21 protein-coding genes are annotated in these 21,933 nt (G+C 68.8%); 14 read left to right on the top strand and 7 right to left on the bottom strand.

Annotated elements, in window-relative coordinates:
- The first annotated feature begins 107 nt into the window (after positions 1–107).
- The 5 genes from RM423_RS05850 to RM423_RS05830 are packed head-to-tail and all read left to right on the top strand — an operon-like array spanning position 108 to position 5,312.
- The gene (locus RM423_RS05850) at positions 108–1,001 is read left to right on the top strand and encodes a Rossmann-like and DUF2520 domain-containing protein (RefSeq protein WP_311422070.1); all 894 of its coding nucleotides are present in this window, start codon (positions 108–110) and stop codon (positions 999–1,001) included.
- Positions 998–1,828, top strand: coding sequence for a pantoate--beta-alanine ligase (gene panC / locus RM423_RS05845; protein WP_311422069.1), 831 nt, complete (start codon positions 998–1,000; stop codon positions 1,826–1,828). Before RM423_RS05850 ends, panC begins: the two co-directional genes overlap by 4 nt.
- A gap of 2 nt (positions 1,829–1,830) precedes the next feature.
- Complete coding sequence (locus tag RM423_RS05840) at positions 1,831–3,573, top strand: L-aspartate oxidase (protein WP_396327615.1); 1,743 nt, start codon at positions 1,831–1,833, stop codon at positions 3,571–3,573.
- Positions 3,574–4,548 carry a carboxylating nicotinate-nucleotide diphosphorylase gene (gene nadC, locus RM423_RS05835; RefSeq protein WP_311422067.1) on the top strand — a complete coding sequence of 325 codons (975 nt, stop codon included), beginning with the start codon at positions 3,574–3,576 and terminating at the stop codon, positions 4,546–4,548.
- Positions 4,548–5,312, top strand: a complete 765-nt coding sequence (locus tag RM423_RS05830; RefSeq protein WP_311422066.1) for a type III pantothenate kinase — start codon at positions 4,548–4,550, stop codon at positions 5,310–5,312. Before nadC ends, RM423_RS05830 begins: the two co-directional genes overlap by 1 nt.
- Here the strand turns inward: RM423_RS05830 and RM423_RS05825 are convergent.
- Positions 5,294–6,097 carry a class I SAM-dependent methyltransferase gene (locus tag RM423_RS05825; RefSeq protein WP_311422065.1) on the bottom strand — a complete coding sequence of 268 codons (804 nt, stop codon included), beginning with the start codon at positions 6,095–6,097 and terminating at the stop codon, positions 5,294–5,296. The genes RM423_RS05830 and RM423_RS05825 overlap by 19 nt on opposite strands.
- Before the next feature lie 70 nt (positions 6,098–6,167).
- Positions 6,168–6,425, bottom strand: coding sequence for a response regulator transcription factor (locus RM423_RS05820; protein WP_311422064.1), 258 nt, complete (start codon positions 6,423–6,425; stop codon positions 6,168–6,170).
- Positions 6,426–6,482: 57 nt separating this feature from the next.
- Here RM423_RS05820 and lysS point away from each other — a divergent pair, with 57 nt between their 5' ends.
- The 3 genes from lysS to RM423_RS05805 all read left to right on the top strand — a co-directional run bounded on the left by lysS (position 6,483) and on the right by RM423_RS05805 (position 11,371).
- Entirely contained in the window at positions 6,483–7,994 is a 1,512-nt protein-coding gene (lysS, locus tag RM423_RS05815; RefSeq protein ID WP_311422063.1) for a lysine--tRNA ligase, read from the top strand.
- 104 nt (positions 7,995–8,098) lie between these two features.
- Complete coding sequence (locus RM423_RS05810; protein WP_311422062.1) at positions 8,099–8,446, top strand: histone-like nucleoid-structuring protein Lsr2; 348 nt, start codon at positions 8,099–8,101, stop codon at positions 8,444–8,446.
- Positions 8,447–8,860: 414 nt separating this feature from the next.
- Positions 8,861–11,371, top strand: a complete 2,511-nt coding sequence (locus RM423_RS05805) for an ATP-dependent Clp protease ATP-binding subunit (RefSeq protein ID WP_311422061.1) — start codon at positions 8,861–8,863, stop codon at positions 11,369–11,371.
- Between the two features lie 144 nt (positions 11,372–11,515).
- On the opposite strand, the gene RM423_RS05800 is transcribed toward RM423_RS05805, so the two are convergent.
- The 4 genes from RM423_RS05800 to RM423_RS05785 form a co-directional block, all read right to left on the bottom strand.
- Positions 11,516–12,427 carry an HhH-GPD family protein gene (locus RM423_RS05800; RefSeq protein WP_311422060.1) on the bottom strand — a complete coding sequence of 304 codons (912 nt, stop codon included), beginning with the start codon at positions 12,425–12,427 and terminating at the stop codon, positions 11,516–11,518.
- Positions 12,428–12,433: 6 nt separating this feature from the next.
- On the bottom strand, positions 12,434–13,513 hold the full coding sequence (disA, locus tag RM423_RS05795; RefSeq protein WP_311422059.1) for a DNA integrity scanning diadenylate cyclase DisA: 1,080 nt from the start codon (positions 13,511–13,513) through the stop codon (positions 12,434–12,436).
- A 90-nt stretch (positions 13,514–13,603) separates the two neighbouring features.
- Positions 13,604–15,007 (bottom strand): DNA repair protein RadA, encoded by a 1,404-nt coding sequence (radA, locus tag RM423_RS05790; RefSeq protein ID WP_311422058.1) that lies wholly within the window; start codon positions 15,005–15,007, stop codon positions 13,604–13,606.
- A gap of 101 nt (positions 15,008–15,108) precedes the next feature.
- Positions 15,109–15,834, bottom strand: a complete 726-nt coding sequence (locus RM423_RS05785; protein ID WP_311422057.1) for a copper chaperone PCu(A)C — start codon at positions 15,832–15,834, stop codon at positions 15,109–15,111.
- 268 nt (positions 15,835–16,102) lie between these two features.
- On the opposite strand from RM423_RS05785, the gene RM423_RS05780 reads away from it, so the two are divergent.
- The 3 genes from RM423_RS05780 to ispF all read left to right on the top strand — a co-directional run bounded on the left by RM423_RS05780 (position 16,103) and on the right by ispF (position 17,823).
- A complete protein-coding gene (locus RM423_RS05780) occupies positions 16,103–16,594 on the top strand; it encodes a CarD family transcriptional regulator (protein WP_311422056.1) in 492 nt (163 codons plus the stop codon).
- Between the two features lie 69 nt (positions 16,595–16,663).
- Entirely contained in the window at positions 16,664–17,353 is a 690-nt protein-coding gene (ispD, locus tag RM423_RS05775) for a 2-C-methyl-D-erythritol 4-phosphate cytidylyltransferase (RefSeq protein WP_311422055.1), read from the top strand.
- A complete protein-coding gene (ispF, locus tag RM423_RS05770; RefSeq protein ID WP_311422054.1) occupies positions 17,350–17,823 on the top strand; it encodes a 2-C-methyl-D-erythritol 2,4-cyclodiphosphate synthase in 474 nt (157 codons plus the stop codon). The genes ispD and ispF overlap by 4 nt, the downstream gene beginning before the upstream one ends.
- 52 nt (positions 17,824–17,875) lie before the next feature.
- Here the strand turns inward: ispF and RM423_RS05765 are convergent, their stop codons facing one another.
- On the bottom strand, positions 17,876–18,982 hold the full coding sequence (locus tag RM423_RS05765) for a trans-sulfuration enzyme family protein (protein WP_311422053.1): 1,107 nt from the start codon (positions 18,980–18,982) through the stop codon (positions 17,876–17,878).
- A gap of 44 nt (positions 18,983–19,026) precedes the next feature.
- Here RM423_RS05765 and RM423_RS05760 point away from each other — a divergent pair, with 44 nt between their 5' ends.
- Genes RM423_RS05760 through rlmB form a run of 3 tightly spaced genes read left to right on the top strand, consistent with a single transcriptional unit; the run spans position 19,027 to position 21,888 of the window.
- Entirely contained in the window at positions 19,027–19,416 is a 390-nt protein-coding gene (locus RM423_RS05760; protein ID WP_311422052.1) for a PPOX class F420-dependent oxidoreductase, read from the top strand.
- Positions 19,417–19,469: 53 nt separating this feature from the next.
- Positions 19,470–20,867, top strand: a complete 1,398-nt coding sequence (cysS, locus tag RM423_RS05755) for a cysteine--tRNA ligase (RefSeq protein WP_311422051.1) — start codon at positions 19,470–19,472, stop codon at positions 20,865–20,867.
- A 55-nt stretch (positions 20,868–20,922) separates the two neighbouring features.
- Complete coding sequence (gene rlmB / locus RM423_RS05750) at positions 20,923–21,888, top strand: 23S rRNA (guanosine(2251)-2'-O)-methyltransferase RlmB (protein ID WP_311422050.1); 966 nt, start codon at positions 20,923–20,925, stop codon at positions 21,886–21,888.
- Positions 21,889–21,933: the final 45 nt, after the last annotated feature.

Here is a 21,933-nt window from a genome sequence, read left to right as displayed (position 1 = left end):
GATCCGCCAACAGATAGCCGACATGGGTCAGCCGGGACAGCCGATCAGGAACCGCCTTCGTCACAGCGCGGCCGGTGCGCTCACCCGTGCGGATTAGGCTCTACGCCGTGATCGAACACTCTGACGCGCCGCGGCTGCGGGTAGCCGTCATCGGCGTCGGACGGGTCGGGTCGGTGATGGGCGCGGCGCTGCGCCGGGCCGGCCATCTGATCGTCGCCGGCAGCGGTGTCAGCGACGAGTCGACCCGACGGGCCGCGCGGCTGCTCCCCGGCGTATCTCTGGTACCCGCCGACGAGGCGGTCGGCCAGGCGGACCTGGTGCTGCTCACCGTCCCCGACGACCAGCTCAGCTCCCTCATCGATGGACTGGCGGCGACCGGCGCCTGGCAACCGGGACAGCTCGCGGTGCACACCTCCGGGGCGCACGGCATCGCAATCTTCGCCCCGGCAGCCGCGACCGGGGTGGTCGGCATGGCGCTACACCCCGTGATGACCTTCGCCGGACGGTCCGAGGACCTGCTGCGGCTCGACGGCGCGGCCTTCGGCGTGACGGCTCCGCCCGAGTTCCGCCCCGTCGCCGAGACCCTCGTGCTGGAACTCGGTGGTGAGCCGGTGTGGGTTCCCGAATCCGCCCGCGCGGCCTATCACGCGGCCCTCAGCATGGGCTCCAACCACCTGGTCACGCTGGTGAACGACTCCAGCGACGTGCTGCGCGCGTCCGGGGTCGAGGACCCGGTGCGGCTGCTCGGCCCGCTGCTGAACGCCTCACTGGACAACGCCCTGCGGCTGGGGGACGAGGCGCTGACCGGACCGGTGTCGCGCGGTGACCGGGCCACCATCGAGGCCCATCTGGCGGCACTGCACGGAACGCCCTTCCTGCAGCCGTACCTCGCGATGGCGCTGCGGACGATGCAGCGGGCGCACGCCGCCGGCCGGCTGTCGCGGGAGCAGTGTGCCGAGCTCATCGAGGGCATCGAGCGGGCCGGAGGCACCGACACATGACCCACCTGGTTCGCGGCAGACAGGAACTGGCCGCCGCCCGCAAGGTGCTGCCCGGCAGCGTCGGCCTGGTGCCGACCATGGGAGCCCTGCACAAGGGTCACCTGGCCAACATCCGGCAGGCCAAGGCGCGCTGCGAGTCGGTGGTCGTCAGCATCTTCGTCAACCCCATGCAGTTCGAGCGGGCCGACGACCTGGAGCGCTATCCCCGTCGGCTGGCCGACGATCTCGCGGTGTGCGAGGCCGAGGGCGTCGACGTGGTGTGGGCGCCCGGCGTGCCCGACGTGTACCCGAACGGTCCGGCGCAGGTCTGGGTCACCGCCGGGGAGCTGGCCGATCAGCTCGAGGGGCCGAACCGGCCGGGCCACTTCGACGGGGTCCTGACGGTTGTCAGCAAGCTGTTCGCCCGGGTCGCTCCGGACCGCGCCTTCTTCGGCGAGAAGGACTACCAGCAGCTGACCCTCGTCCGCAGGTTGGTGGCCGACCTCGACACCGACGTCGAGATCATCGGCGTGCCGACGGTCCGGGAAGCTGATGGGCTCGCCCTTTCGAGCCGTAATGTGTTTCTTTCCACCGAAGAGCGACGCCAGGCCCTCGTCCTCATCACCGCGTTGCGCACCGGCCGGGACGCCGCCGGCAACGCGAGCGCCGTGCTGGAAGCAGCCGGTACTGTGCTCGCCGCCGCTGAAGGAGTCGATGTGCACTACCTCGAACTGCGCGATCCCCAGCTCGGTCGGGCGCCCGCGTCCGGCCCCGCGCGGCTGCTGGTGGCGGCCTCCGTGGGCGCTACCCGGCTGATCGACAATCTCGCCGTCGAGCTGACCGGATGAATATGCCGCAGCGGCTGCTGGCGCCCGCTCCGGGCTGGATCGTCGACACCGATGTGGTGGTGGTCGGCTCGGGAATCGCCGGCCTGACCACCGCGCTGCGGATAGCCGCCGGCGGCTTGCGGGTGATGGTGGTGACCAAGGACGTCCTCGCCGCCGGTTCCACCCGCTGGGCGCAGGGCGGCATCGCGGCCGCGCTCGGTGACGACGACACCGCGGACGAGCACCTGAGCGACACCCTGATCGCCGGAGTCGGGCTCTGCGACGAGGCCGCCGTCCGGGTGCTGGTGGATGAGGGCCCCACCGCGGTCCGCGAGCTGATCGAGCTCGGCACCAGGTTCGACCGGGCCGGCGACGGGCGGCTGTCGCTGACCCGCGAGGGCGGCCACCACAAGGACCGGATCGCCCATGCCGGCGGGGACGCCACGGGTGCCGAGATCGAGCGCGCACTGGTCGCGGCCGTCCTGGCCGCAGCCCGGATCGAGGTCATCGAGCACGCCCTGGTGCTGGACCTGTCCCCGACCTCCACCGGTGGTGTCGGCGCCGTCACCCTGCACGTGATGGGAGAGGGCCAGCTCGACGGTGTCGGCGCGGTGCGGGCGCGGGCCATCGTGCTCGCCACCGGCGGCATCGGGCAGGTGTACGCGGCAACCACGAACCCCCCGGTCTCCACCGGGGACGGGGTCGCGGCGGCGCTGCGGGCCGGCGCCGTGGTGCGCGACCTGGAGTTCGTGCAGTTCCATCCCACCGTCCTCTGGCTCGGTGGCTCCGCGGCGGGTCAGCAGCCGCTGGTCAGTGAGGCGGTCCGCGGCGAGGGCGCCGTCCTGCGCGACGACAGCGGGGTCGCGTTTATGCAGGGCCAGCACGAGCTTGCCGACCTGGCGCCGCGGGATGTGGTGGCGAAGGCGATCCTGCGCCGGATGCGGAAGACGGGCGCCGAGCACGTCTGGCTGGACGCCCGGCAGTTCGGCGCGGAGAAGTGGCGGGTGCGGTTCCCGACCATCCTCGCGACCCTGACGTCCCTGGGAATCGATCCGGTCAACCAGCTGATCCCGGTGGCCCCCGCCTGCCATTACGCCTCCGGGGGCATCGCCACCGATCTGCGCGGCCGGACGTCGGTAACCGGGCTCTACGCCTGTGGCGAGGCGGCCTGCACGGGGGTGCACGGGGCGAACCGGCTGGCGTCCAACTCCCTGCTCGAGGGCCTGGTGTTCGGCCGCCGGATCGCCGACGACGTGCTTGCCGAGATCCGCGCGGACTCCCCGCTGCCCGAGCTCGGGATCGACCTGCGGAACAAGGCCGTCGTGTCGTCCGCCATCCGCGCGCAGGTGCAGGGCGAGATGTCCGCCGACGCCGGCGTGATGCGAGACGCGGCCGGCCTGGCGCGGGCCGGGACGGCACTGCGCAAGCTCTCCGCCCAGCGCGGCAGCGACCCCGGCACCGAGTCGTGGGAGGCGACGAACCTGCTCACCGTCGCCAGCGCGCTGGTCACCGCCGCGGCACGGCGTACCGAGACCCGCGGCGCGCACTGGCGTGAGGACCATCCCGACCGGGACGACGAGAACTGGCGCGGCCACCTCGACGTGCGGCTCGGACCCGACGGCAGCATGGTGGCTGACTACAGCCCGATCGCACAGCCCGATCAGACAGCGCCGAATCGGACAGCACCGAATCAGACAGCGCCGAATCGGACAGCGCTGAATCAGACAACTTCAGCCCGCCATCCGACGTCAGCGAAGGCCGAGTAGATGACCAGCTCCTTCCACGATCCCGACGCGCGGCTCGACCCCGCGATCACCGCCGCCATTGCGGCGGCCGGGCTGAGCTCCGCCACCGTGGCCGAGGTCGTCGGGCGCGCGCTGGCCGAGGATCTCGCCGACGGCCCCGACATCACCACGATGGCCACCATCACGGCCGGCCAGCAGGGCCGGGCGGACGCCGTACCGCGCGAGGCCGGGGTGGTCGCCGGTCTGCCCGTCGCGGCCTTCGTATTCGCGACGGTGGGGCAGGGCCGGGTCCAGGTTGAGCTGCTGGCCTCCGACGGCGACATCGTGAGCGTCGGACAGCCGCTGCTGTCGGCCACCGGCCCCGTCCAGGATCTGCTGACGGCCGAGCGCACGGCGCTGAACCTGCTCACCCACCTGTCCGGAATCGCCACCCTGACCCGGGTGTGGGCCGACACGGTGCGGGGCTCCAAGGCGCAGATCCGCGACACCCGCAAGACGATGCCCGGCCTGCGCGCGCTGGAGAAGTACGCGGTGCGCTGCGGCGGGGGAGTGAATCACCGGATGTCGCTGTCCGACGCGGCGCTGATCAAGGACAACCACGTGGCCGCGGCGGGCTCGGTGCGCCGGGCGTACGAGCTGGTCCGGGCGGCGGCGCCGGAGCTGCCCGTCGAGGTCGAGGTCGACACTCCCGAGCAGTGCGCCGAGGCGCTGGAAGCCGGCGCGGAGCTGATCCTGCTCGACAACATGTCGCTGGCGGACCTGCGGACCTGCGTGGCGCTGGCCGAGGGACGCGACGACGTCCGGCTGGAAGCCTCCGGCGGCCTCAGCCTGGCCGTGGCCGCCGATGTCGCCGCGACCGGCGTGGACTACCTCGCCGTCGGTGCCCTCACCCACTCCGCGCCGGTACTGGACATCGGCTTGGACCTGAGTGCCGACCCGAGTGCTGATCCGAGTACCGACCCGAGTGCCGACCTGACCGGCGGGGACGACGTCTGATGCTGCTGGCCATCGACATCGGCAACACCAACACCGTCCTGGGCGCGTTCGACGGCGACAAGATCGTCCATTCCTGGCGGGTGAAGACCGATGCCCGCCACACCGCGGACGAGCTGATGCTGACCTTCACCGGACTGCTGCGCGAGCTGCCCGTCACCGGCATCGTGGGTTGCTCCACGGTGCCGGCCGCGCTGCGCGAGCTGCGCACCATGCTGAGCCGGTACTGGCCCGAGGTTCCGACCGTACTGGTGGAGCCCGGCATCAAGACCGGGGTCGCCCTGCAGTTCGACAACCCCAAAGAGGTCGGCGCGGACCGCATCGTAAACACCCTGGCCGCCTTCCACCTGGTGAACGGCCCGGCGATCGTGGTCGACTTCGGCACCTCGACGAACTTCGACGTGGTCAGCGGCCGGGGCGAGTTCCTCGGCGGAGCGCTGGCGCCGGGCATCGAAATCTCACTGGACGCGCTCGCCACCCGGGCCGCCCAGTTGCGCAAGGTCGAGCTGGTCGCGCCGCGCTCGCCGATCGGTAAGAACACCGTCGAGGCGCTGCAGTCAGGCATCATCTACGGCTTCGCCGGTCAGGTCGACGGCCTGGTCCGCAGGATCGCCGCGACCCTGGTGCCGTCGGCGCCCGAGTCCGTCGAGGTCATCGCCACCGGCGGCCTGGCGCCGCTGGTGGTGGAGCATGCCGAAACGGTCAGCCGGCGCGAGCCGGACCTGACGCTGGTCGGGCTCCGGTTGATCTACGAGCGCAACACCTGACACACCACCTTCGTCCGCTGCGGCATCAGGACGGTCGGCCCCTGCAGCTCGGCGTACCGCGCGACCAGCACCCGTAACCGCTCCTTGATCGCGGCACGCTCGCCCGCCGGCATCGTGATCACCCAGCTCCAGGTGTGCACCAGGTCCGACAGTGCAGCGGGGCCGTCCAGCTGGTGGGCGGTGTCGAACCAGGTCTCCTCGGCAGCGGTGAACAGCGATTGATCCAGCTCTTCGAAGACCGCTGACCATGGCAGCGGCTCCCGCTTGGTGGCCAGGTACAGCTTCGGAATCCACTCCACCGACTGGTCGGGGAAGTTCCAGATCAGGCCGACGATCCCGCCCGGACGCAGCACCCGGGCGAACTCGCGGTCGGCCTGCGGGCGGTCGAACCAGTGGAACGCCTGCCCCACCAGAATGGCGTCGACGGACTGGTCGGGCAACGGAATCCGCTCCGCCGAGCCTTTCAGAGCGGTGGCCTGTGGGACCAGGTGCCTGAGTTCGGCCAGCATCTCCGCGTCCGGCTCGACCGCGACGATCTCGTCCGCCCGGCCGATCAGGGACGCCGTGAGCTTTCCGGTGCCTGCGCCGAGGTCGAGAATTCGCGAGGCTTGATCGCCCGAAGAGGTACCCACCAGGGAGGCACCGGCTGTTCGGATGCCCCGCAGCGCGTGATCGATGGCGGCGTCGGCGTAACCGGGCCGCGCTGCGGCGTAGCGTGCTGCCTCGGATCCGAAGGACCGGGCGTAGCTGGAGCCGGGCAGGTTCTCGGCATCGGAGGCGCTCATGGCGCCGACCCTAGCGAGCCGCCGGTCGACCGAGCGAGCCGCTGAGCACCCTGACCAGCTGAGCACCGCTTCACAGCCAGCCGCGTTCCTCGGCGGCCTGGTATGCCTCGACCCGGTTGCGGACCCCGGTCTTCGCAATGGTCGCCGGCAGGTAGTTGCGGACGGTGCCTTCGGAGAGGAACAGCTTGGTAGCGATGTCGGCCACCGTCGCGCCGTGCTGCGAGGCGACCAGGACATCTCGTTCCCGGCCGATCAGCGGTGAGCGCCCACCCGCCGCCGTCGGAAGTGTTCCCGCGGGCAAGCTCACCATGACATTCGTCAGCTTCACTATGACTTCGTCAGCGGCCACGTGAGCCGGTTCAGTGCTCGCCGATAAAGTTGTGGGGTGAGCGACATCAGTGACGACGACACCCCCGATGACACCCCCGACGACCTACCCGAGCAGGTACAGATCAGAAGGGCGAAGTACGACCGGCTGATGGCCGACCCGGACCGGGCACCCTTTCCGGTCACGGTGGCTCGGACCGACAGCCTCGCGGACATCCGGCAGGAGTTCCTGGACCTGCCCGCAGGCGCCGAGACGGGCCGGCAGGTCGGCATCACCGGGCGGGTGATCTTCGTTCGCAATACCGGCAAGCTGTGCTTCGCCACTCTTCGCGAGAACGGCGTCGAGTTGCAGGCCATGCTGTCGGCCGATCGGGTCGGCGCGGAGGCGTTGGCACAGTGGAAGTCCGACGTCGACCTGGGCGACCAGGTCTTCATCACCGGCGAAGTGATTTCGTCGCGCCGAGGCGAGTTATCCGTACTGGCGGATTCCTGGCGCATGACAGCGAAGGCGCTGCGGCCCCTGCCGGTCGCGCATAAGCCCATGAGCGAAGAGAGCCGGGTACGCCAGCGATATGTGGACCTGATCGTCCGTCCCGAGGCGCGGCGGATGGTGCTCATGCGGTCGCACGTGCTGTCCTCGATCCGTAGCACGCTCAGTGGGCTGGGATTCGTCGAGGTCGAGACCCCGGTTCTGCAGTCGGTCCACGGCGGTGCGGCGGCCCGGCCCTTTTCTACCCACCTCAATGCATTCGACCAGCCGATGTCGCTGCGAATCGCCCTCGAGTTGTATCTCAAGCGCGTTGTGGTAGGGGGCGTCGATCGGGTCTATGAGATGGGCAAGACGTTCCGCAATGAAGGAATCGACTCCACCCATTCGGCCGAATTTACGATGCTTGAGGCGTACGAGGCGTATGGCGATTACCACTCCGTCGCCGCGTGGACGCGCCAGGTCATTGTGGACGCGGCGGCGGCGGCCGGAGTCGACACGCCTCGCACGCCGGACGGCGTAGAAATTGATCTCGCAGGCTCGTGGCAGTGGGCGTCGATGTTCGATCTGGTCTCGGACGCTCTCGGCGAGCGGGTGACGCCGGATGACGATCCGGCGCACCTGCGCACCCTGGCAGCTGCCCGGAACGTCACACTCAAGGACGACTGGGGTGTTGGGGAGATTGTTCTGGAGTTATACGAGAAGCTGGTGGAGCACACTCTCATTCAACCCACATTCGTCTGCGACTACCCTAGGTCGGTTCGTCCCCTCGCGCGGCCGCACCGCACGGACTCGCGCCTGGCGGAAGCATGGGACCTGGTGATCGGCGGGGTCGAGATCGCGCCGGGCTACTCGGAATTGGCCGATCCGGTGGAGCAGCGGCGGCTACTCGTGGAGCAGTCGCTCGCGGCGGCGGCAGGTGATCCCGAGGCGATGGAACTGGACGAGGACTTCCTGCAGGCGCTCGAGTTCGGCATGCCGCCGACGGGAGGAATGGGCTTGGGGGTGGACCGGTTGCTGGGCCTCTTCTCAGGTAAGGGAATTCGCGAAACCATCCTATTCCCGCTCCTCAAGCCTCTCTAGCGGACGTGTCGGCGATTCCAGTGGTACTCGGTCGGGGTCCGGATGCTTTAATAGGCCCAAGGTTCTTGACTTAGCGCCTTAACGCCCTTCAGATTGGATTCCCGATGGCCCAGAAGATCCAGGTTCTACTCGTTGACGACCTCGATGGTGGCACCGCCACTGAAACAGTCGCCTTCGGCCTCGACGGTTCTGGATATGAGATCGATCTCTCAGCGGAGAACGCTGGTAAATTGCGCGAGGCGCTGGCTCCCTTTGTCGGCCACGCCCGCCGGTCCTCGCGCGGTGCCGCACGCCCGAACTCAACCAGCCGGCCCGGCCGCGGTGGTGGCGCGCGAATCGACCGCGAGCAGACTCAGGCGGTGCGTGAATGGGCTCGCAAGAACGGCCACAAGGTGTCCGAGCGTGGCCGGATCCCCGGCAGCATCCTTGAGGCGTACAATTCCGCCAATTGACTTCTGGTTGTGCAGGTTACGCCAATCGGACACCTGAGCACGGCACGGCCGCTGGGGCATTTGCCTTGGCGGCCTTGTGCATTCTCCGACCGGGGTGCTGTGTAACCGGGGCGCGGTGTAACCGGGGTGCGGTGTGACGACGCGGTCGACCGGTACAGCGGCACGACCATCGCGGGCCGGCGGGCACGGCTGCGCAACCGGGCATAACCCCGTCCGCAGCGCCGTTGAAGTGGGCGTCGGCGGAAGCTTTCCTACGTTCAGCCCGTCGACGCGGGTCGACGTTGTTCATCCCGGGCCAGTTCGCTGTCAGCGGATGTGGGCATCGACGCCCGGCTCCCGTCGTTATAGAGACTAGAGTCAACCTCGCACGGTGAGTCCAGGCAGTGACTGTGCCGAGCGGTAAGGAGAAACGGCATGTTTGAACGATTTACCGACCGAGCGCGTCGGGTTGTCGTCCTGGCCCAAGAAGAGGCCCGGATGCTCAACCACAACTACATCGGTACCGAGCACATCCTGCTCGGCCTGATCCACGAGGGCGAGGGCGTCGCGGCCAAGGCCATGGAGTCTCTCGGCATCTCGCTGGAGGCAGTGCGTCAGCAGGTAGAAGAGATCATCGGCCAGGGCCAGCAGGCCCCGTCCGGCCACATACCTTTCACACCCCGGGCCAAGAAGGTCCTCGAGCTCTCCCTGCGCGAGGCGCTTCAGCTGGGTCACAACTACATCGGTACCGAGCACATACTGCTCGGCCTCATCCGTGAGGGTGAAGGTGTGGCCGCACAGGTGCTGGTGAAGCTGGGCGCGGACCTCAACCGGGTTCGCCAGCAGGTCATCCAGCTGCTCAACGGGTACCAGTCCAAGGAGCCGACCGGCGGCACCGCCCAGGAGGGCACCCCGTCGACGTCCCTGGTTCTGGACCAGTTCGGTCGCAACCTGACCCAGGCTGCCCGTGAGGGCAAGCTCGACCCGGTCATCGGGCGCGAGAAAGAGATCGAGCGCCTGATGCAGGTGCTGTCCCGCCGCACGAAGAACAACCCGGTTCTGATCGGCGAGCCCGGCGTCGGCAAGACGGCCGTCGTCGAGGGCCTCGCGCAGGCCATCGTGCGCAGCGAGGTTCCCGAGACCCTCAAGGACAAGCAGCTCTACACGCTCGACCTGAGTTCGCTGGTCGCGGGCTCGCGCTACCGCGGTGACTTCGAAGAGCGGCTCAAGAAGGTCCTCAAAGAGATCCGCACGCGTGGCGACATCATCATGTTCATCGACGAGATCCACACTCTCGTCGGGGCCGGTGCGGCCGAGGGCGCGATCGACGCGGCCTCGATCCTCAAGCCCATGCTGGCCCGCGGCGAGCTGCAGACCATCGGCGCCACCACGTTGGACGAGTACCGCAAGCACTTCGAGAAGGACGCCGCTCTGGAGCGCCGGTTCCAGCCGGTCCAGGTGGCCGAACCCTCGGTGGCACACACCATCGAGATCCTCAAGGGTCTGCGTGACCGCTACGAGGCGCACCACCGGGTCTCGATCACCGACTCTGCCCTGGTGGCGGCAGCCGGACTCGCGGACCGCTACATCTCGGACCGCTTCCTGCCGGACAAGGCGATCGACCTGATCGACGAGGCCGGTTCCCGGATGCGCATCCGCCGGATGACCGCACCGCCAGACCTGCGCGAGTTCGATGACCGCATCGCCGACGTCCGCAGGGACAAGGAATCGGCCATCGACGCCCAGGACTTCGAGAAGGCCGCCTCCTTGCGCGACAAGGAGAAGAACCTTCTCAACGACAAGGCTCAGCGTGAGCGCGAGTGGAAGGCCGGCGACCTCGATGTGGTCGCTGAGGTCGACGACGAGCAGATCGCCGAGGTACTGGCCAACTGGACCGGCATCCCGGTGTTCAAGCTGACCGAAGAAGAGACCGCGCGATTGCTGCGGATGGAAGACGAGCTGCACCGGCGTGTGATCGGTCAGCAGGACGCCATCCGTGCCGTCTCGCAGGCCATCCGGCGTACCCGGGCCGGCCTGAAGGACCCGAAGCGCCCGGGTGGCTCGTTCATCTTCGCCGGCCCCTCCGGTGTCGGTAAGACCGAGCTCGCCAAGACGCTCGCCGAGTTCCTGTTCGGTGACGACGACTCCTTGATCCAGCTGGACATGTCGGAGTTCCACGACCGGTACACGGTCTCGCGGCTGGTCGGTGCTCCTCCGGGCTACGTCGGTTACGACGAGGGTGGGCAGCTCACCGAGAAGGTTCGGCGTAAGCCGTTCTCGGTCGTGCTGTTCGACGAGGTCGAGAAGGCCCACCCGGATGTGTTCAACACGCTGCTGCAGGTGCTTGAAGACGGCCGGTTGACCGACGGCCAGGGCCGGATCGTGGACTTCAAGAACACGGTGCTGATCCTGACCACGAACCTCGGTACCCGCGATGCATCCAAGTCGGTGGGTGGCCTCGGCTTCGCCGGGTCGAACGACAATGTGTCGAACTACGACCGAATGAAGCAGAAGGTCAACGACGAGCTCAAGCAGCACTTCCGGCCTGAGTTCCTGAACCGTATCGATGACATCGTGGTGTTCCACCAGCTGTCCGAGGCCGAGATCGTCGAGATCGTCGACCTCATGGCGGCCCGGGTGGACACGCAGCTGCGCAACAAGGACATGGGCATGGAGCTCACGTCCGCGGCCAAGGCGCTGCTGGCCAAGCGTGGCTACGACCCCGTACTGGGTGCCCGGCCGTTGCGCCGGACCATTCAGCGCGAAATCGAGGACGCCCTGTCCGAGAAGATCCTGTTCGGTGAGCTCGGTGCCGGCCAGATCGTGGTGGTAGACACCAACATCGGCGAGGATGGCAAGGAGCAGTTCACCTTCCGGGGTGAGCTCAAGGCCAACCTGGTTGTTCCGGACGCGCCGCCCACCGAGACGGTGGGCACGGTCGAGTAACTCCGCACAGCGCACCGCAGGCCCCGGTCAGTTTCGACTGACCGGGGCCTGCTGTTGTTCCCAGCTGGTGCGCTCAGGCCTCAGCGGGCTGTTGGGAAGCCCGCGCGGCCCGTTGGGCCGGCCGGGCGTTGAACCGACCGGCGGTTATGCCGGCAGCGCGAAGCGGCCGTCCGGCAGCGGATCGATGAGCCCATCCGCCACCAGGGCGTCCTGTGCTCGCTGCCGCTGGGCATCCACCGGCCACACCACGTCGAGCGCGCTCTGCGGAACCGGGTGGTGAGCGGAGCGGAGCACGTCCATCAGCAGCCCCCGGACCTGGCGGTCGGTGCCGGCGAAGCGTTGCGGCCTGGCGACCGGGCCGTCGTAGGCGGGCGAGCCCGCCAGCCGCCAGGCGCACACGCCAAGTACGGGGCACGACGCACAGGACGGCGAGGCGGACGTGCACACGACAGCGCCCAGTTCCATCATCGCCGCGCAGAAGAGGGCGGCAGCGGTGTCAGCGTCCGGCAGGACAGCCTCCATGGCGGCCAGGTCCCTGGTCGTCGACGGCGGACCGGCCTGGGCCTGACCGCCCACTGCCCGGGCCAGCACCCGCCGGACGTTGGTGTCCACCACGGCTGCCCGCCTGCCGTATGCGAATGCCTGGACGGCGCGCGCGGTGTACTCGCCGACGCCGGGCAGTGACAACAGCTCAGTGAGACCGTCCGGCACTACCCCGCCGTGCTTGCGGGTGATCGCGACGGCACAGGCGTGCAATCGCAGCGCCCGTCGCGGGTAGCCGAGTTTGCCCCACAGCCGCACGGCCTCCCCAGCGGAGTCTGCAGCTAGTGCGGCGGGCGTCGGCCAGCGTCCCAGCCATTGCTCGTACACCGGCAGGACGCGGCTCACCGGCGTCTGCTGGAGCATCACCTCGCTGACCAGGACCGACCATGCCGTGGTTCCGGGGTGACGCCACGGAAGGTTGCGGGCGGACTCGGTGAACCACCCGGTGACGATCTCGGCCAGGGGCGTCAGTGCGCCCGGGGCGGGCTCGGTGCGGAAGTCGGGGTCGTGCATCGGCTGCTACGTGTAGCGCTCGATGATGGATGCGTCGGCCAGCCGGGACAGCGCCTCGCGGATGGATCGTGCCCGGGCATCGCCGACGCCTTCGACGTTCTGCAGTTCGTCGACCGTGGCGGCCAGCACCTTCTGCAGGCTGCCGAAGTGCTCGACGATCCGGGTGAGCACCATGTTGGGCAGCCGGGGAACGCGCGACAGCAACCGGTACCCGCGTGGGCTCACGGTCGCGTCCAACGTCTCGGGCGCGGCCGGATACCCCAACGCCTTGGCGACACTGGAAAGATCCAGCAGCTCCGCCGCGGACAGCTGGGCCAGGTCGTCCAACGCCTGCTCCACCGTGCGGTTGCGGCGGCTGGCCGGCAGGTAGTCCTGCGCGACGAGTTCCCGGTCGCTGCCCACGCCGGCCATCAGCTCTTCCAGCTGCAGCGAGAGCAGCCGCCCGTCGGTGCCGAGTTCCGCGCCGTAACCGGAGATCTCGTCGGCGATCCGGCTGACCATCTCGAGCCGCTGCGACACCGCGGTGGCGTCCCGGACGGTGACCAGGTCTTCGATCTCCAGCGCGGACAGGGTCTGCGAGACCTCGTCCAGCCGGGATTTGTACCGCTCGAGCGTGGCGACGGCCTGGTTCGCCCTGGACAGCAGGGATGTCGAATTCTCCAAGACGTGTCTGCGTGCCCCGAGGTAGAGGCTGATGATCTTCATCGACTGGGACACCGAGATCACCGGGTAACCGGTCTGCTGCGCCACGCGCTGGGCGGTGCGGTGCCGGGTGCCGGATTCCTCGGTCGGGATGCCGGGGTCGGGCATCAGGTGGGTGGCGGCGCGCACGATGCGCGAGAGGTCCGTACTCAGCACGACGGCGCCGTCCATCTTCGCCAGCTCCCGGAGCCCGGTTGCCGCGAACTCGATGTCGATCGGGAACCCGCCGGTGCACAGCGAGTCGACCGTCTTGTCACTGCCCAGGACGATCAGCGCGCCGGTGTTGCCACGAAGAATGCGCTCGAGGCCGTCACGAATGTCTGTGCCGGGAGCCAGTGACGCGAGCACAGACCGCAGCACCTCATCGCGATCACTAACTGCCACGAACTGACTCTCCTCAGAATGATCTTGAACCTGCCAGACATTCTATGAGCCACGGCTTACACCCGTGTCTGCGGCGGTGTCGCGAGGGGGTCACAACTGAGCCACGAAGTCCCAGGCCTTCGAGACGGTCGGCACCTCGATCACCTTCATGCCGGCGATGTGGGACCAGTCCGACCCCTGCGGCACCAGCGCCTTGCGGAAGCCCAACCGGCCCGCCTCGCTCAACCGTCGCTGCACGCTGCTGACGCGCCGGATGTCGCCGGTCAAGGAGACCTCCCCGATGGCGCACAGGGTGCTGGGCAGGGCGATGTCCTTCGCCGCCGACGCGATGGCGAGCAGCACGGCCAGATCCACCGACGGTTCGGTGATCTTGATGCCGCCGACGCTGGCCGCGTACACATCGCGGTCACCGAGCTGGACGCCGGCATGCCGGCCGAGCACGGCGAGCAGCATGTTCACCCGGGACGCGTCGAGGTCGGTGACGGACCGGCGGGCGGAACCGGCACTGCTGTACGCGGCGACGAGGGACTGCACTTCGGACAGCAGCGGCCGGCGCCCCGTCACCGTAACCGTCACGCAGGTCCCCGGTACGGCGATGTCGCGGTTGCTGACGAACAGCCCGGACGGGTCGACCAGCTCGTCGATGCCCTCTTCGTGCATCTCGAAGCAACCGACCTCGTCCGTGGCCCCATAGCGGTTCTTGATCGCGCGCAGCATGCGCAACGAGGTGTGCCGGTCGCCTTCGAAGTACAGCACCACGTCGACGAGGTGTTCCAAGGCCCGCGGCCCGGCAATGGAACCGTCCTTGGTGACGTGCCCGACCAGGACGGTGGCGATGCCCCGCTCCTTCGCGACCGCGGTGATGGCCGCGGTGACGGCCCTGATCTGTGGAACGCCGCCCACGACACCGTCCACCGTGGAGGAGGCGATGGTCTGCACGGAGTCGAGGATCAGCAGGCCGGGCTTGACCTCGTCCAGGTGGGAGAGCACCGCGCCGAGGTCGTTCTCGGCGGCCAGGAACAGCTCGGCGTGCATCGTATGGGTTCGCTCAGCACGGGCCCGCACCTGCGAGGTGGACTCTTCGCCGGTCACGATGAGGGCCGGGGAGCCGTTCTGCTGGGCGAACTTCTGACCGACCTCGAGGAGGAGCGTGGACTTGCCGACCCCTGGCTCGCCGGCCAGCAACAGCACCGCGCCGGGTACCAGGCCGCCACCGAGAACGCGGTCGAGTTCGGCGATACCGGTCGGCCTGGCCTTGGCGACAGCCACATCCGGCCGGCTGATGGACTGGGCAGCGTTTCGGGGTGTCACCAGCGCCGGCATCGCCAGGGCGGGAGCGCGCGCACCCTCTTCGGCCATGGTGCCCCAGGCCTGGCATTCGGGGCAGCGGCCGACCCAGCGGATCGACGTCATGCCGCATTCGGCGCAGGCGTAGGACGTCGGAGCGCGCTTGGCCTGTTGCTTGGCGGCTGAGGTCCCCGACGGCTTGGTCACGCGGGCGACGCTACCGGGTGCCGCCGACAGAACGGGGCCACGCCGCCGGCCGGTCCCGTTCCGCCGCCACGCCGTGCGGCGACTGGCGAGCGCGGGAACTGTTACTCGTTGGGCGCGGTTGCCGCACTGACAACCGGCCGCGACGGTGATGCGCTGCTGAGCTTCACCGGAAGCGCGAGGCTGAGCGAGGCGCCGCTGGCGAACCTGAACGTCATCGGCACCGTCTGCGAGGGCAGCAGGGCAGAGTTCAGGCCGGTCAGGACGATGTTCGGCCCCACCACACTGAAACCGACCTGTACGACCTGGTCCGCGCGTACCTCGATCGGCGTACCGGTGCCGGCCCCCGATGCCGCGGGAGCGGACCGGCTGGCCGAGGTCCGCGCCCCGGACGCGGATCCCTTGGCAGCGGGGGTGCCGGTGACCGTGCTGCTCGGCGACAGGGACACGCTGGCGGACTCGCTCGACGTCGCGGCGCTAATGCCCTCGGGAAGCCCCGCCGCGCTCAACACCACGCCGCCCGCGACCGGTGAACTGGCCGAGACGAGCCGGTCGTCCTTGTTGGTGCCGTTGACGACCACCAGCTGGAGTGTCGCCGTGCCGCCCTTGGCGTACCCGTTGATCCCTGACGGCGGCGCGATGCCCGCATTGCGGATCAGGAGCTGCCCGGCGTTGCCCGCGGCGCCGTCGACGACCGGGTACTGGTCCACCGTCTGGGCGACCTGTCCGGCCGCGCAGCCGGTGAGCAACGCCGCGGCAGCGGCACTCGCCACCAGGCCGGCACCCAGCCGACGCAGTGAACCCCTACGTTTGCGCGTCTCGCTGCCCACGGTTACTCCTCTGACCTGTCCGGTCGTGCGATGCTCAACACCAGTCCGCACGTGCGGTGCTCGCGGGTCGTCCCAGCCGGCTGAGGTCGAGCGATCGGGCAACCAGGTCCAGCCTAGCGATCCGGCTCGTGGCCGTGACGAATAGGGCGCTGGCTGTGCCTGAACCGCGATGGGTTGCTACCACACGACCGGATTCAGGCAGCCGACGAGCACTCTCGGCGTGTCGGGGCCACGTGTTATCCTTGAGTCACCGGAAGGGGTTGCCTCTATGACTTTTGAGGTTGGCGAGACCGTAGTTTATCCGCACCATGGCGCTGCCAAAATCGAGGCAATCGAGACGCGCGTCGTCGCAGGGAAGGACCGTCTTTATCTCGTACTCAAAGTTCAGCAGGGCGATTTAACGGTTCGCGTCCCTGCCGATAATGCCGAGATTGTCGGTGTGCGAGACGTTGTCGGTCAAGAGGGATTGGACCGGGTGTTCGAGGTGCTTCGTGCGCCCCACACCGAGGAGCCGACGAACTGGTCCCGTCGCTACAAGGCGAACGGCGAGAAGCTCGCCTCGGGCGACGTGAACAAAGTCGCCGAGGTGGTTCGTGATCTCTGGCGGCGCGAGAAGGACCGTGGACTTTCCGCTGGCGAGAAGCGGATGTTAGCAAAGGCCCGTCAGATCCTCGTAAGCGAATTGGCGCTGGCCGAAGGCACCAATGAGGACAAGGCAGAACTCGTTCTCGACGAGGTGCTCACCGAAGCCGTCGCATAACGTCGTCAATGCGGCCCGGGTTACTCCCGGGCCGCATTATTCGTTAGGGCCTCGGATACCGTCCGCGCTATGACCGTTGCCGTCGTGATCGTCGCTGCTGGCTCTGGCGAGCGGCTTGGCGCTGGAATTCCCAAGGCCTTCGTGGCCCTACAGGGCCGACCGATACTCGACTGGGCAGTGGATGCCTTCAACGGGCACCCTGACGTCTCGAGCGTGGTGATCGTCGCTCCCGCGGAACCCGGCGTTGGCTCAGCTCAGGCGACGGCGCTGGCTGAGCGGCTCGGCGACCGGGTGGTGGTCGTCCCAGGGGGAATCAGCAGGCAGCAGTCGGTCCGTTCCGGCCTGGCAGCGCTCCCTGGCGAGACCGAATTTGTTCTCATCCACGACGCCGCACGCCCATTGGTTCCGGCTGACGTGATCGGCTCGGTGGTCGCGGCTTTGCGGCAGGGAGCGGACGCCGTGATCCCGGTCCTTCCGGTTCCCGACACAATCAAGCGCGTCGACCCGTCCGGACTCGTCACGGGCACACTCGACCGTTCCGAACTGAGGGCGGTTCAGACGCCGCAAGGCTTCCGGCGGTCAGCTCTGCTCAGCGCACATCGTGCCGCCCTCGACCAGGGGCTCCACGAGATCACCGACGATGCCGGCGTGATGGAAGCCGCCGGGTACGTGGTGCATACCGTGCCGGGCTCACCCGCGGCGTTCAAGATCACCACTCCGCACGACCTCGCACTCGCACAGTTGCTGGTGACGCGGTGACCGGTCTGCCGAGAGTGGGCGTCGGGGTGGATGTGCACCCGGTCGAACCCGGCCGCGAGTGTTGGATAGCCGGCCTGTTCTGGCCGGACACGGATGGTTGCGCCGGGCATTCGGACGGGGACGTGGTCTGTCACGCGGCTTGCGACGCCTTGCTCTCGGCGGCGGCCCTTGGTGACCTCGGCGCCGTCTTCGGGATTTCCGACCCGGCGCTGGCCGGCGCGTCCGGCATCGAACTGCTCAGCGAGGTGGTGCGCAGGCTCCGTGACGCCGGCTGGACGGTGGGCAACGTGGTGGTGCAGCTGATCGGCAACCGCCCCAGGCTGGGGCCGCGTCGAATGGATGCCGAGGCGCTGTTGAGCGATGTCGTCGGGGCTCCGGTCACCCTGTCCGCGACGACCACCGATGGCCTCGGGTTGACCGGCCGCGGCGAGGGTATCGCTGCCATGGCGACCGCCCTGATCGTCCGCTGAACCGCGCACCTGAAACACCGAAGCTGAACACCCGCAGCTGAAACACCGAAGCTCAGCCGAGAGCCCGCGCCAGGTCCGTCCAGAGATCTTCGACGTGCTCGATACCCACTGACAACCGCACCAGCGTCGCCGGCGTGCCCTGGGCGGCCTCGCCCGGGTAACCGCCGCGACGCTCGATCAGCGACTCGACGCCGCCCAGGCTTGTCGCGTGGCTGATCAGCCGGACGGCCGCGCACAGCCGATCTGCGCGCTCGACCGACTCCAGCTCGAAGGAGACCAGCCCACCGTGGTTGTCGAGCAACATGGCGATGCGATCCGCCTGCGGGTGGTCGGGCCGGCCGAGGTAGTGCACCGTTCGCACTGCCGGGTGTGCATCGAGGCGCTCGGCCAGTACGGCAGCGTTGGCGCAGGCCCGCTCCAGGCGAACGGCCAGCGTCCGGAGCCCGCGCAGCGCGAGGTAGCCCTCCAGGGCACCCGGAACCGCGCCGGTGAGTGTGCGCCGGTTCCGGATCCGCTGGGCCGCCTTCTCGTCGCGGGCGGTCAGCACGCCCATCACCAGGTCGCTGTGACCGGCTATCCACTTGGTTGCCGAGTGCATCACGATGTCGACGCCGTGCTCCAGCGGTCGAATACCCAGCGGCGTGGCCAGGGTCGCGTCGACCACGCTCACTACGCCGTGGGTACGAGCAGCGGCGGCCAACGCCGGCAGGTCCGGTACGGCGAGCATCGGGTTGGTCGGGAGTTCCAACCACAGCAGGGACGCTCCGTCGAGGCCGGCTGTGGTCGCCTCCGTGTCGAGGATGTCGACGATGCGCAACGACAGCCGGCCGAGCCGAACCTGCTCGTCGAGCAACGTCCGGTGGTAGTTGAAGAAGCTGCTGGGCAGCACCACCACGGAGCCGACCGGCAGGCCCTCGATCAGTGCCGTGCTCGCGGCCATCCCCGACGAGAAGGTGGTGGCGGTCCCACCATCGAGTGCGCCGAGCGCCGTCTCGAGCGCGGTGATCGTGTCGTTGCCCTCTCGCCCGTACGGACGGTCACCACCGGCGTGGAAGGTGGAGGAGAGTACGACCGGCTGGTTCATCGGCTCGTCCGGATGCCGCTCGGGGCGGCCGGCGGAAACCAGGACGGACTCTGGACGAAGCGCTTCCGGATGCATGGCAGCCAATCCTATGGGTACGTGCGCACCGTAGGCTCTCGACCATGACGGAATTGCCGGCGGTGGCCAAGACGCTGCTCGATAACGCCAACTTCGTGGTGGTCGCAACCAGCAACACCGACGGTTCGCCGCAGACCTCGGTGCTCTGGGCGACCTACGACGGCAACGACATCCTGCTGTGCACGATTCAGGGCCGTAAGAAGGAGACCAACTGGCTCAGGGACCCCCGCGCCAGCGTCCTGATTCTGGACCGGGACGACCCCTACCGCTACGTCGAGGTCCGCGGCTCCGTCAGCATGACGACCGACGGCGGCCCCGCGTTGGTCGAGCGACTGTCCCAGCTCTACACGCACGAGACCTACACCGGCGACGAGGGCACCGACAACATCCGCGTGGTCGTGCGGGTGACGCCTACCCACGTCGTCGCCTACTGATCGACCTAGCTATCGCGGTACGCCGGGCCCCGGATTGTCCGTAGGATTACCCGGTGACGCTCAGGCTGTACGACACCGCGACCAGGACGGTGCGGGACTTCGTCCCGCTCGAACCCGGACGCGCGTCGATCTATCTCTGTGGTGCCACGGTGCAGGGCGCGCCGCACATAGGCCACCTGCGTTCGGGCCTGAACTTCGACATTTTGCGGCGCTGGCTGACCGTCGGTGGCTATGACGTCGTCCTGATCCGCAACGTCACCGACATCGACGACAAGATCATCGCCAAGGCAGCCGCGGCCGGACGTCCCTGGTGGGCACACGCGGCGCTCTTCGAGCAGGCCTTCCGCGACGGCTACCAGACTCTGGGCTGCCTTCCGCCGACCGCCGAGCCGCGCGCCACCGGTCACATTCCCGAGATGATCACGCTGATGCGGCGGCTGATCGACTCGGGTCACGCCTATGCGGCCGATGGCGACGTCTACTTCGACGTCCGGTCCTTCCCGGGCTACGGGTCACTGTCCGGCCAGCGGATCGACGGCATGTTGCCGGCAGGGGACTCGGTCGGCGAGGATCGCAAGCGCGATGCACGCGACTTCGCGCTGTGGAAGGCCGCCAAGGTGGGCGAGCCGAGCTGGCCGACGCCCTGGGGCGACGGCCGTCCGGGCTGGCACCTGGAGTGCTCGGCGATGGCGGGAAAGTACCTCGGTCCGAGCTTCGACATCCACGGCGGCGGCCTGGACCTGATCTTTCCGCACCACGAGAACGAGCTGGCGCAGTCGGTGGCGGCCGGCGACGAGTTCGCGCGGTACTGGATGCACAACGGGTGGGTCACCATGGCCGGGGAGAAGATGTCGAAGTCCCTCGGTAACACCGTGCTGGTCAGCGAGATGGCTCAGCAGTGGCGACCGGTCGAGCTGCGGTACTACCTCGGTGCCGCCCACTACCGGTCAGCCATCGAGTACTCGCCCGAGGCCTTGAAAGAGGCGGCGGTCGCGTACGGCAAGATCGAGCAGTTCGTGAACCGGGCGATCGAGCTCGTCGGCGCGCCGGCGGCAACTGGTCCGCTGCCCGCGGAGTTCGTGCAGGCGATGGACGATGACCTCGGCGTTCCACAGGCCCTGGCGGTGCTGCACAATACCCGCCGGGCGGGCAACACCGGCCTCACCTCCGGGGACAAGGCCGCGGTCGCCCAAGCGCTGCAGTCGGTGCTGGACATGACGAGCGCGCTCGGGCTCAACCCGCTCGACTGGGCCAGCACCAGCGGCACCGCCTCTGCGCTGACCGCTACGGTGGATCAGCTCGTCCGTCTTGCCCTGGAGCAGCGGCAGGCGGCGCGACAGCGCAAGGACTACGCCGCCAGCGACGCGATCCGGGATGCGCTCGCGGAGGCCGGCATCTCGGTGGAGGACACCCCGGAGGGCTCGCGCTGGACCCTGGCGCCCCGCTCCTGAACACCCATGGCGTCCAAGCCATGCTCACTCGTTTCGAACAGATCGGCAGCTGGCAATGGCAGGTAACTCATCCCGCAAGGGAGCAATCCGCAAGGGCAAGAAGGGTGCGACCACCGGCTCCGGGGGCAAGCGCGCTCGCGGCCTGGCGGGCAAGGGGCCGACCCCGAAGGCGACCGAGCGCAAGGGCCACCCAGCGGCCCGGCGGGCAGCCGCGGCGGAGCGACGCTCCGAGGGGACGCCCAGGCGCCGCGGCACCGCCGGCAAGAACTCGGACTCTCCCGAGCTGCTGGTGGGGCGCAACCCGGTGGCTGAGGCACTGCGAGCCGTGATCCCGGCGAATGCCCTGTATGTCGCCGTGGGCATCGAGGCCGACGAACGCGTCACCGAGGCCATTCACCTTGCTGCCGACCGGGGCCTGCCGATCCTCGAGGTGAGCAAGTCCGAGATCGACCGGCGTACCGGGGGCATCCTGCACCAGGGGATCGCGTTGCAGGTGCCCGCCTTCGAGTACGACGACCTGCCCGATCTGCTCGATCTGGTGGCCCAGTCGACGGCGATGCCGCTGCTGGTCGCCCTGGACGGCGTCACGGACCCCCGCAACCTCGGCGCCATCATCCGCTCCGCGGTGGCCTTCGGCGCGCAGGGTGTCATCGTGCCGACGCGGCGCTCGGCCGGCGTCACCGCGACGGCGTGGCGGACCTCGGCCGGTACGGCAGCCCGCATTCCGGTCGCCCAGGTGACGAACCTGGTACGTGCGTTGCGGGACTGCCAGCAGGCGGGGATGCAGGTGATCGGGTTGGACGCCGACGGCGACACGTCGCTGGACGAGCTGGCGGTCGCGACCGAGCCGCTGGTCATCGTGGTGGGTTCGGAGGGCCGCGGGTTGTCGCGGTTGGTGGGCGAAACCTGCGACTCGACGGTGTCGATCCCGATGTCGGGTCAGGCCGAGTCCCTCAACGCCTCGGTCGCGGCCGCGGTGACCATGGCCGAGGTGGCTCGGCAGCGCCGGCTCGCCCGCTGAGCAGCGTCGAACTTTTCCGAACCCGCATTCAGCCCAGCAAATCGC

The sequence above is a fragment of the Jatrophihabitans lederbergiae genome, from assembly GCF_031845305.1.
Taxonomy (GTDB): Bacteria; Actinomycetota; Actinomycetes; order Mycobacteriales; family Jatrophihabitantaceae; genus Jatrophihabitans_A; species Jatrophihabitans_A lederbergiae.
Note: the sequence above shows the minus strand (reverse complement) of the source record. Positions and strands in the feature narration are given on the sequence as shown.

Coding starts and splice junctions, on each gene's coding strand:
- RM423_RS05780 (WP_311422056.1), top strand. CDS start 16,103: ATGACTTTTGAGGTTGGCGAGACCGTAGTTTATCCGCACCATGGCGCT.
- RM423_RS05830 (WP_311422066.1), top strand. CDS start 4,548: ATGCTGCTGGCCATCGACATCGGCAACACCAACACCGTCCTGGGCGCG.
- rlmB (WP_311422050.1), top strand. CDS start 20,923: ATGGCAGGTAACTCATCCCGCAAGGGAGCAATCCGCAAGGGCAAGAAG.
- RM423_RS05805 (WP_311422061.1), top strand. CDS start 8,861: ATGTTTGAACGATTTACCGACCGAGCGCGTCGGGTTGTCGTCCTGGCC.
- RM423_RS05800 (WP_311422060.1), bottom strand. CDS start 12,427: ATGCACGACCCCGACTTCCGCACCGAGCCCGCCCCGGGCGCACTGACG.
- RM423_RS05810 (WP_311422062.1), top strand. CDS start 8,099: ATGGCCCAGAAGATCCAGGTTCTACTCGTTGACGACCTCGATGGTGGC.
- RM423_RS05760 (WP_311422052.1), top strand. CDS start 19,027: ATGACGGAATTGCCGGCGGTGGCCAAGACGCTGCTCGATAACGCCAAC.
- RM423_RS05765 (WP_311422053.1), bottom strand. CDS start 18,982: ATGCATCCGGAAGCGCTTCGTCCAGAGTCCGTCCTGGTTTCCGCCGGC.
- panC (WP_311422069.1), top strand. CDS start 998: ATGACCCACCTGGTTCGCGGCAGACAGGAACTGGCCGCCGCCCGCAAG.
- ispD (WP_311422055.1), top strand. CDS start 16,664: ATGACCGTTGCCGTCGTGATCGTCGCTGCTGGCTCTGGCGAGCGGCTT.
- RM423_RS05840 (WP_396327615.1), top strand. CDS start 1,831: ATGCCGCAGCGGCTGCTGGCGCCCGCTCCGGGCTGGATCGTCGACACC.
- nadC (WP_311422067.1), top strand. CDS start 3,574: ATGACCAGCTCCTTCCACGATCCCGACGCGCGGCTCGACCCCGCGATC.
- RM423_RS05825 (WP_311422065.1), bottom strand. CDS start 6,097: ATGAGCGCCTCCGATGCCGAGAACCTGCCCGGCTCCAGCTACGCCCGG.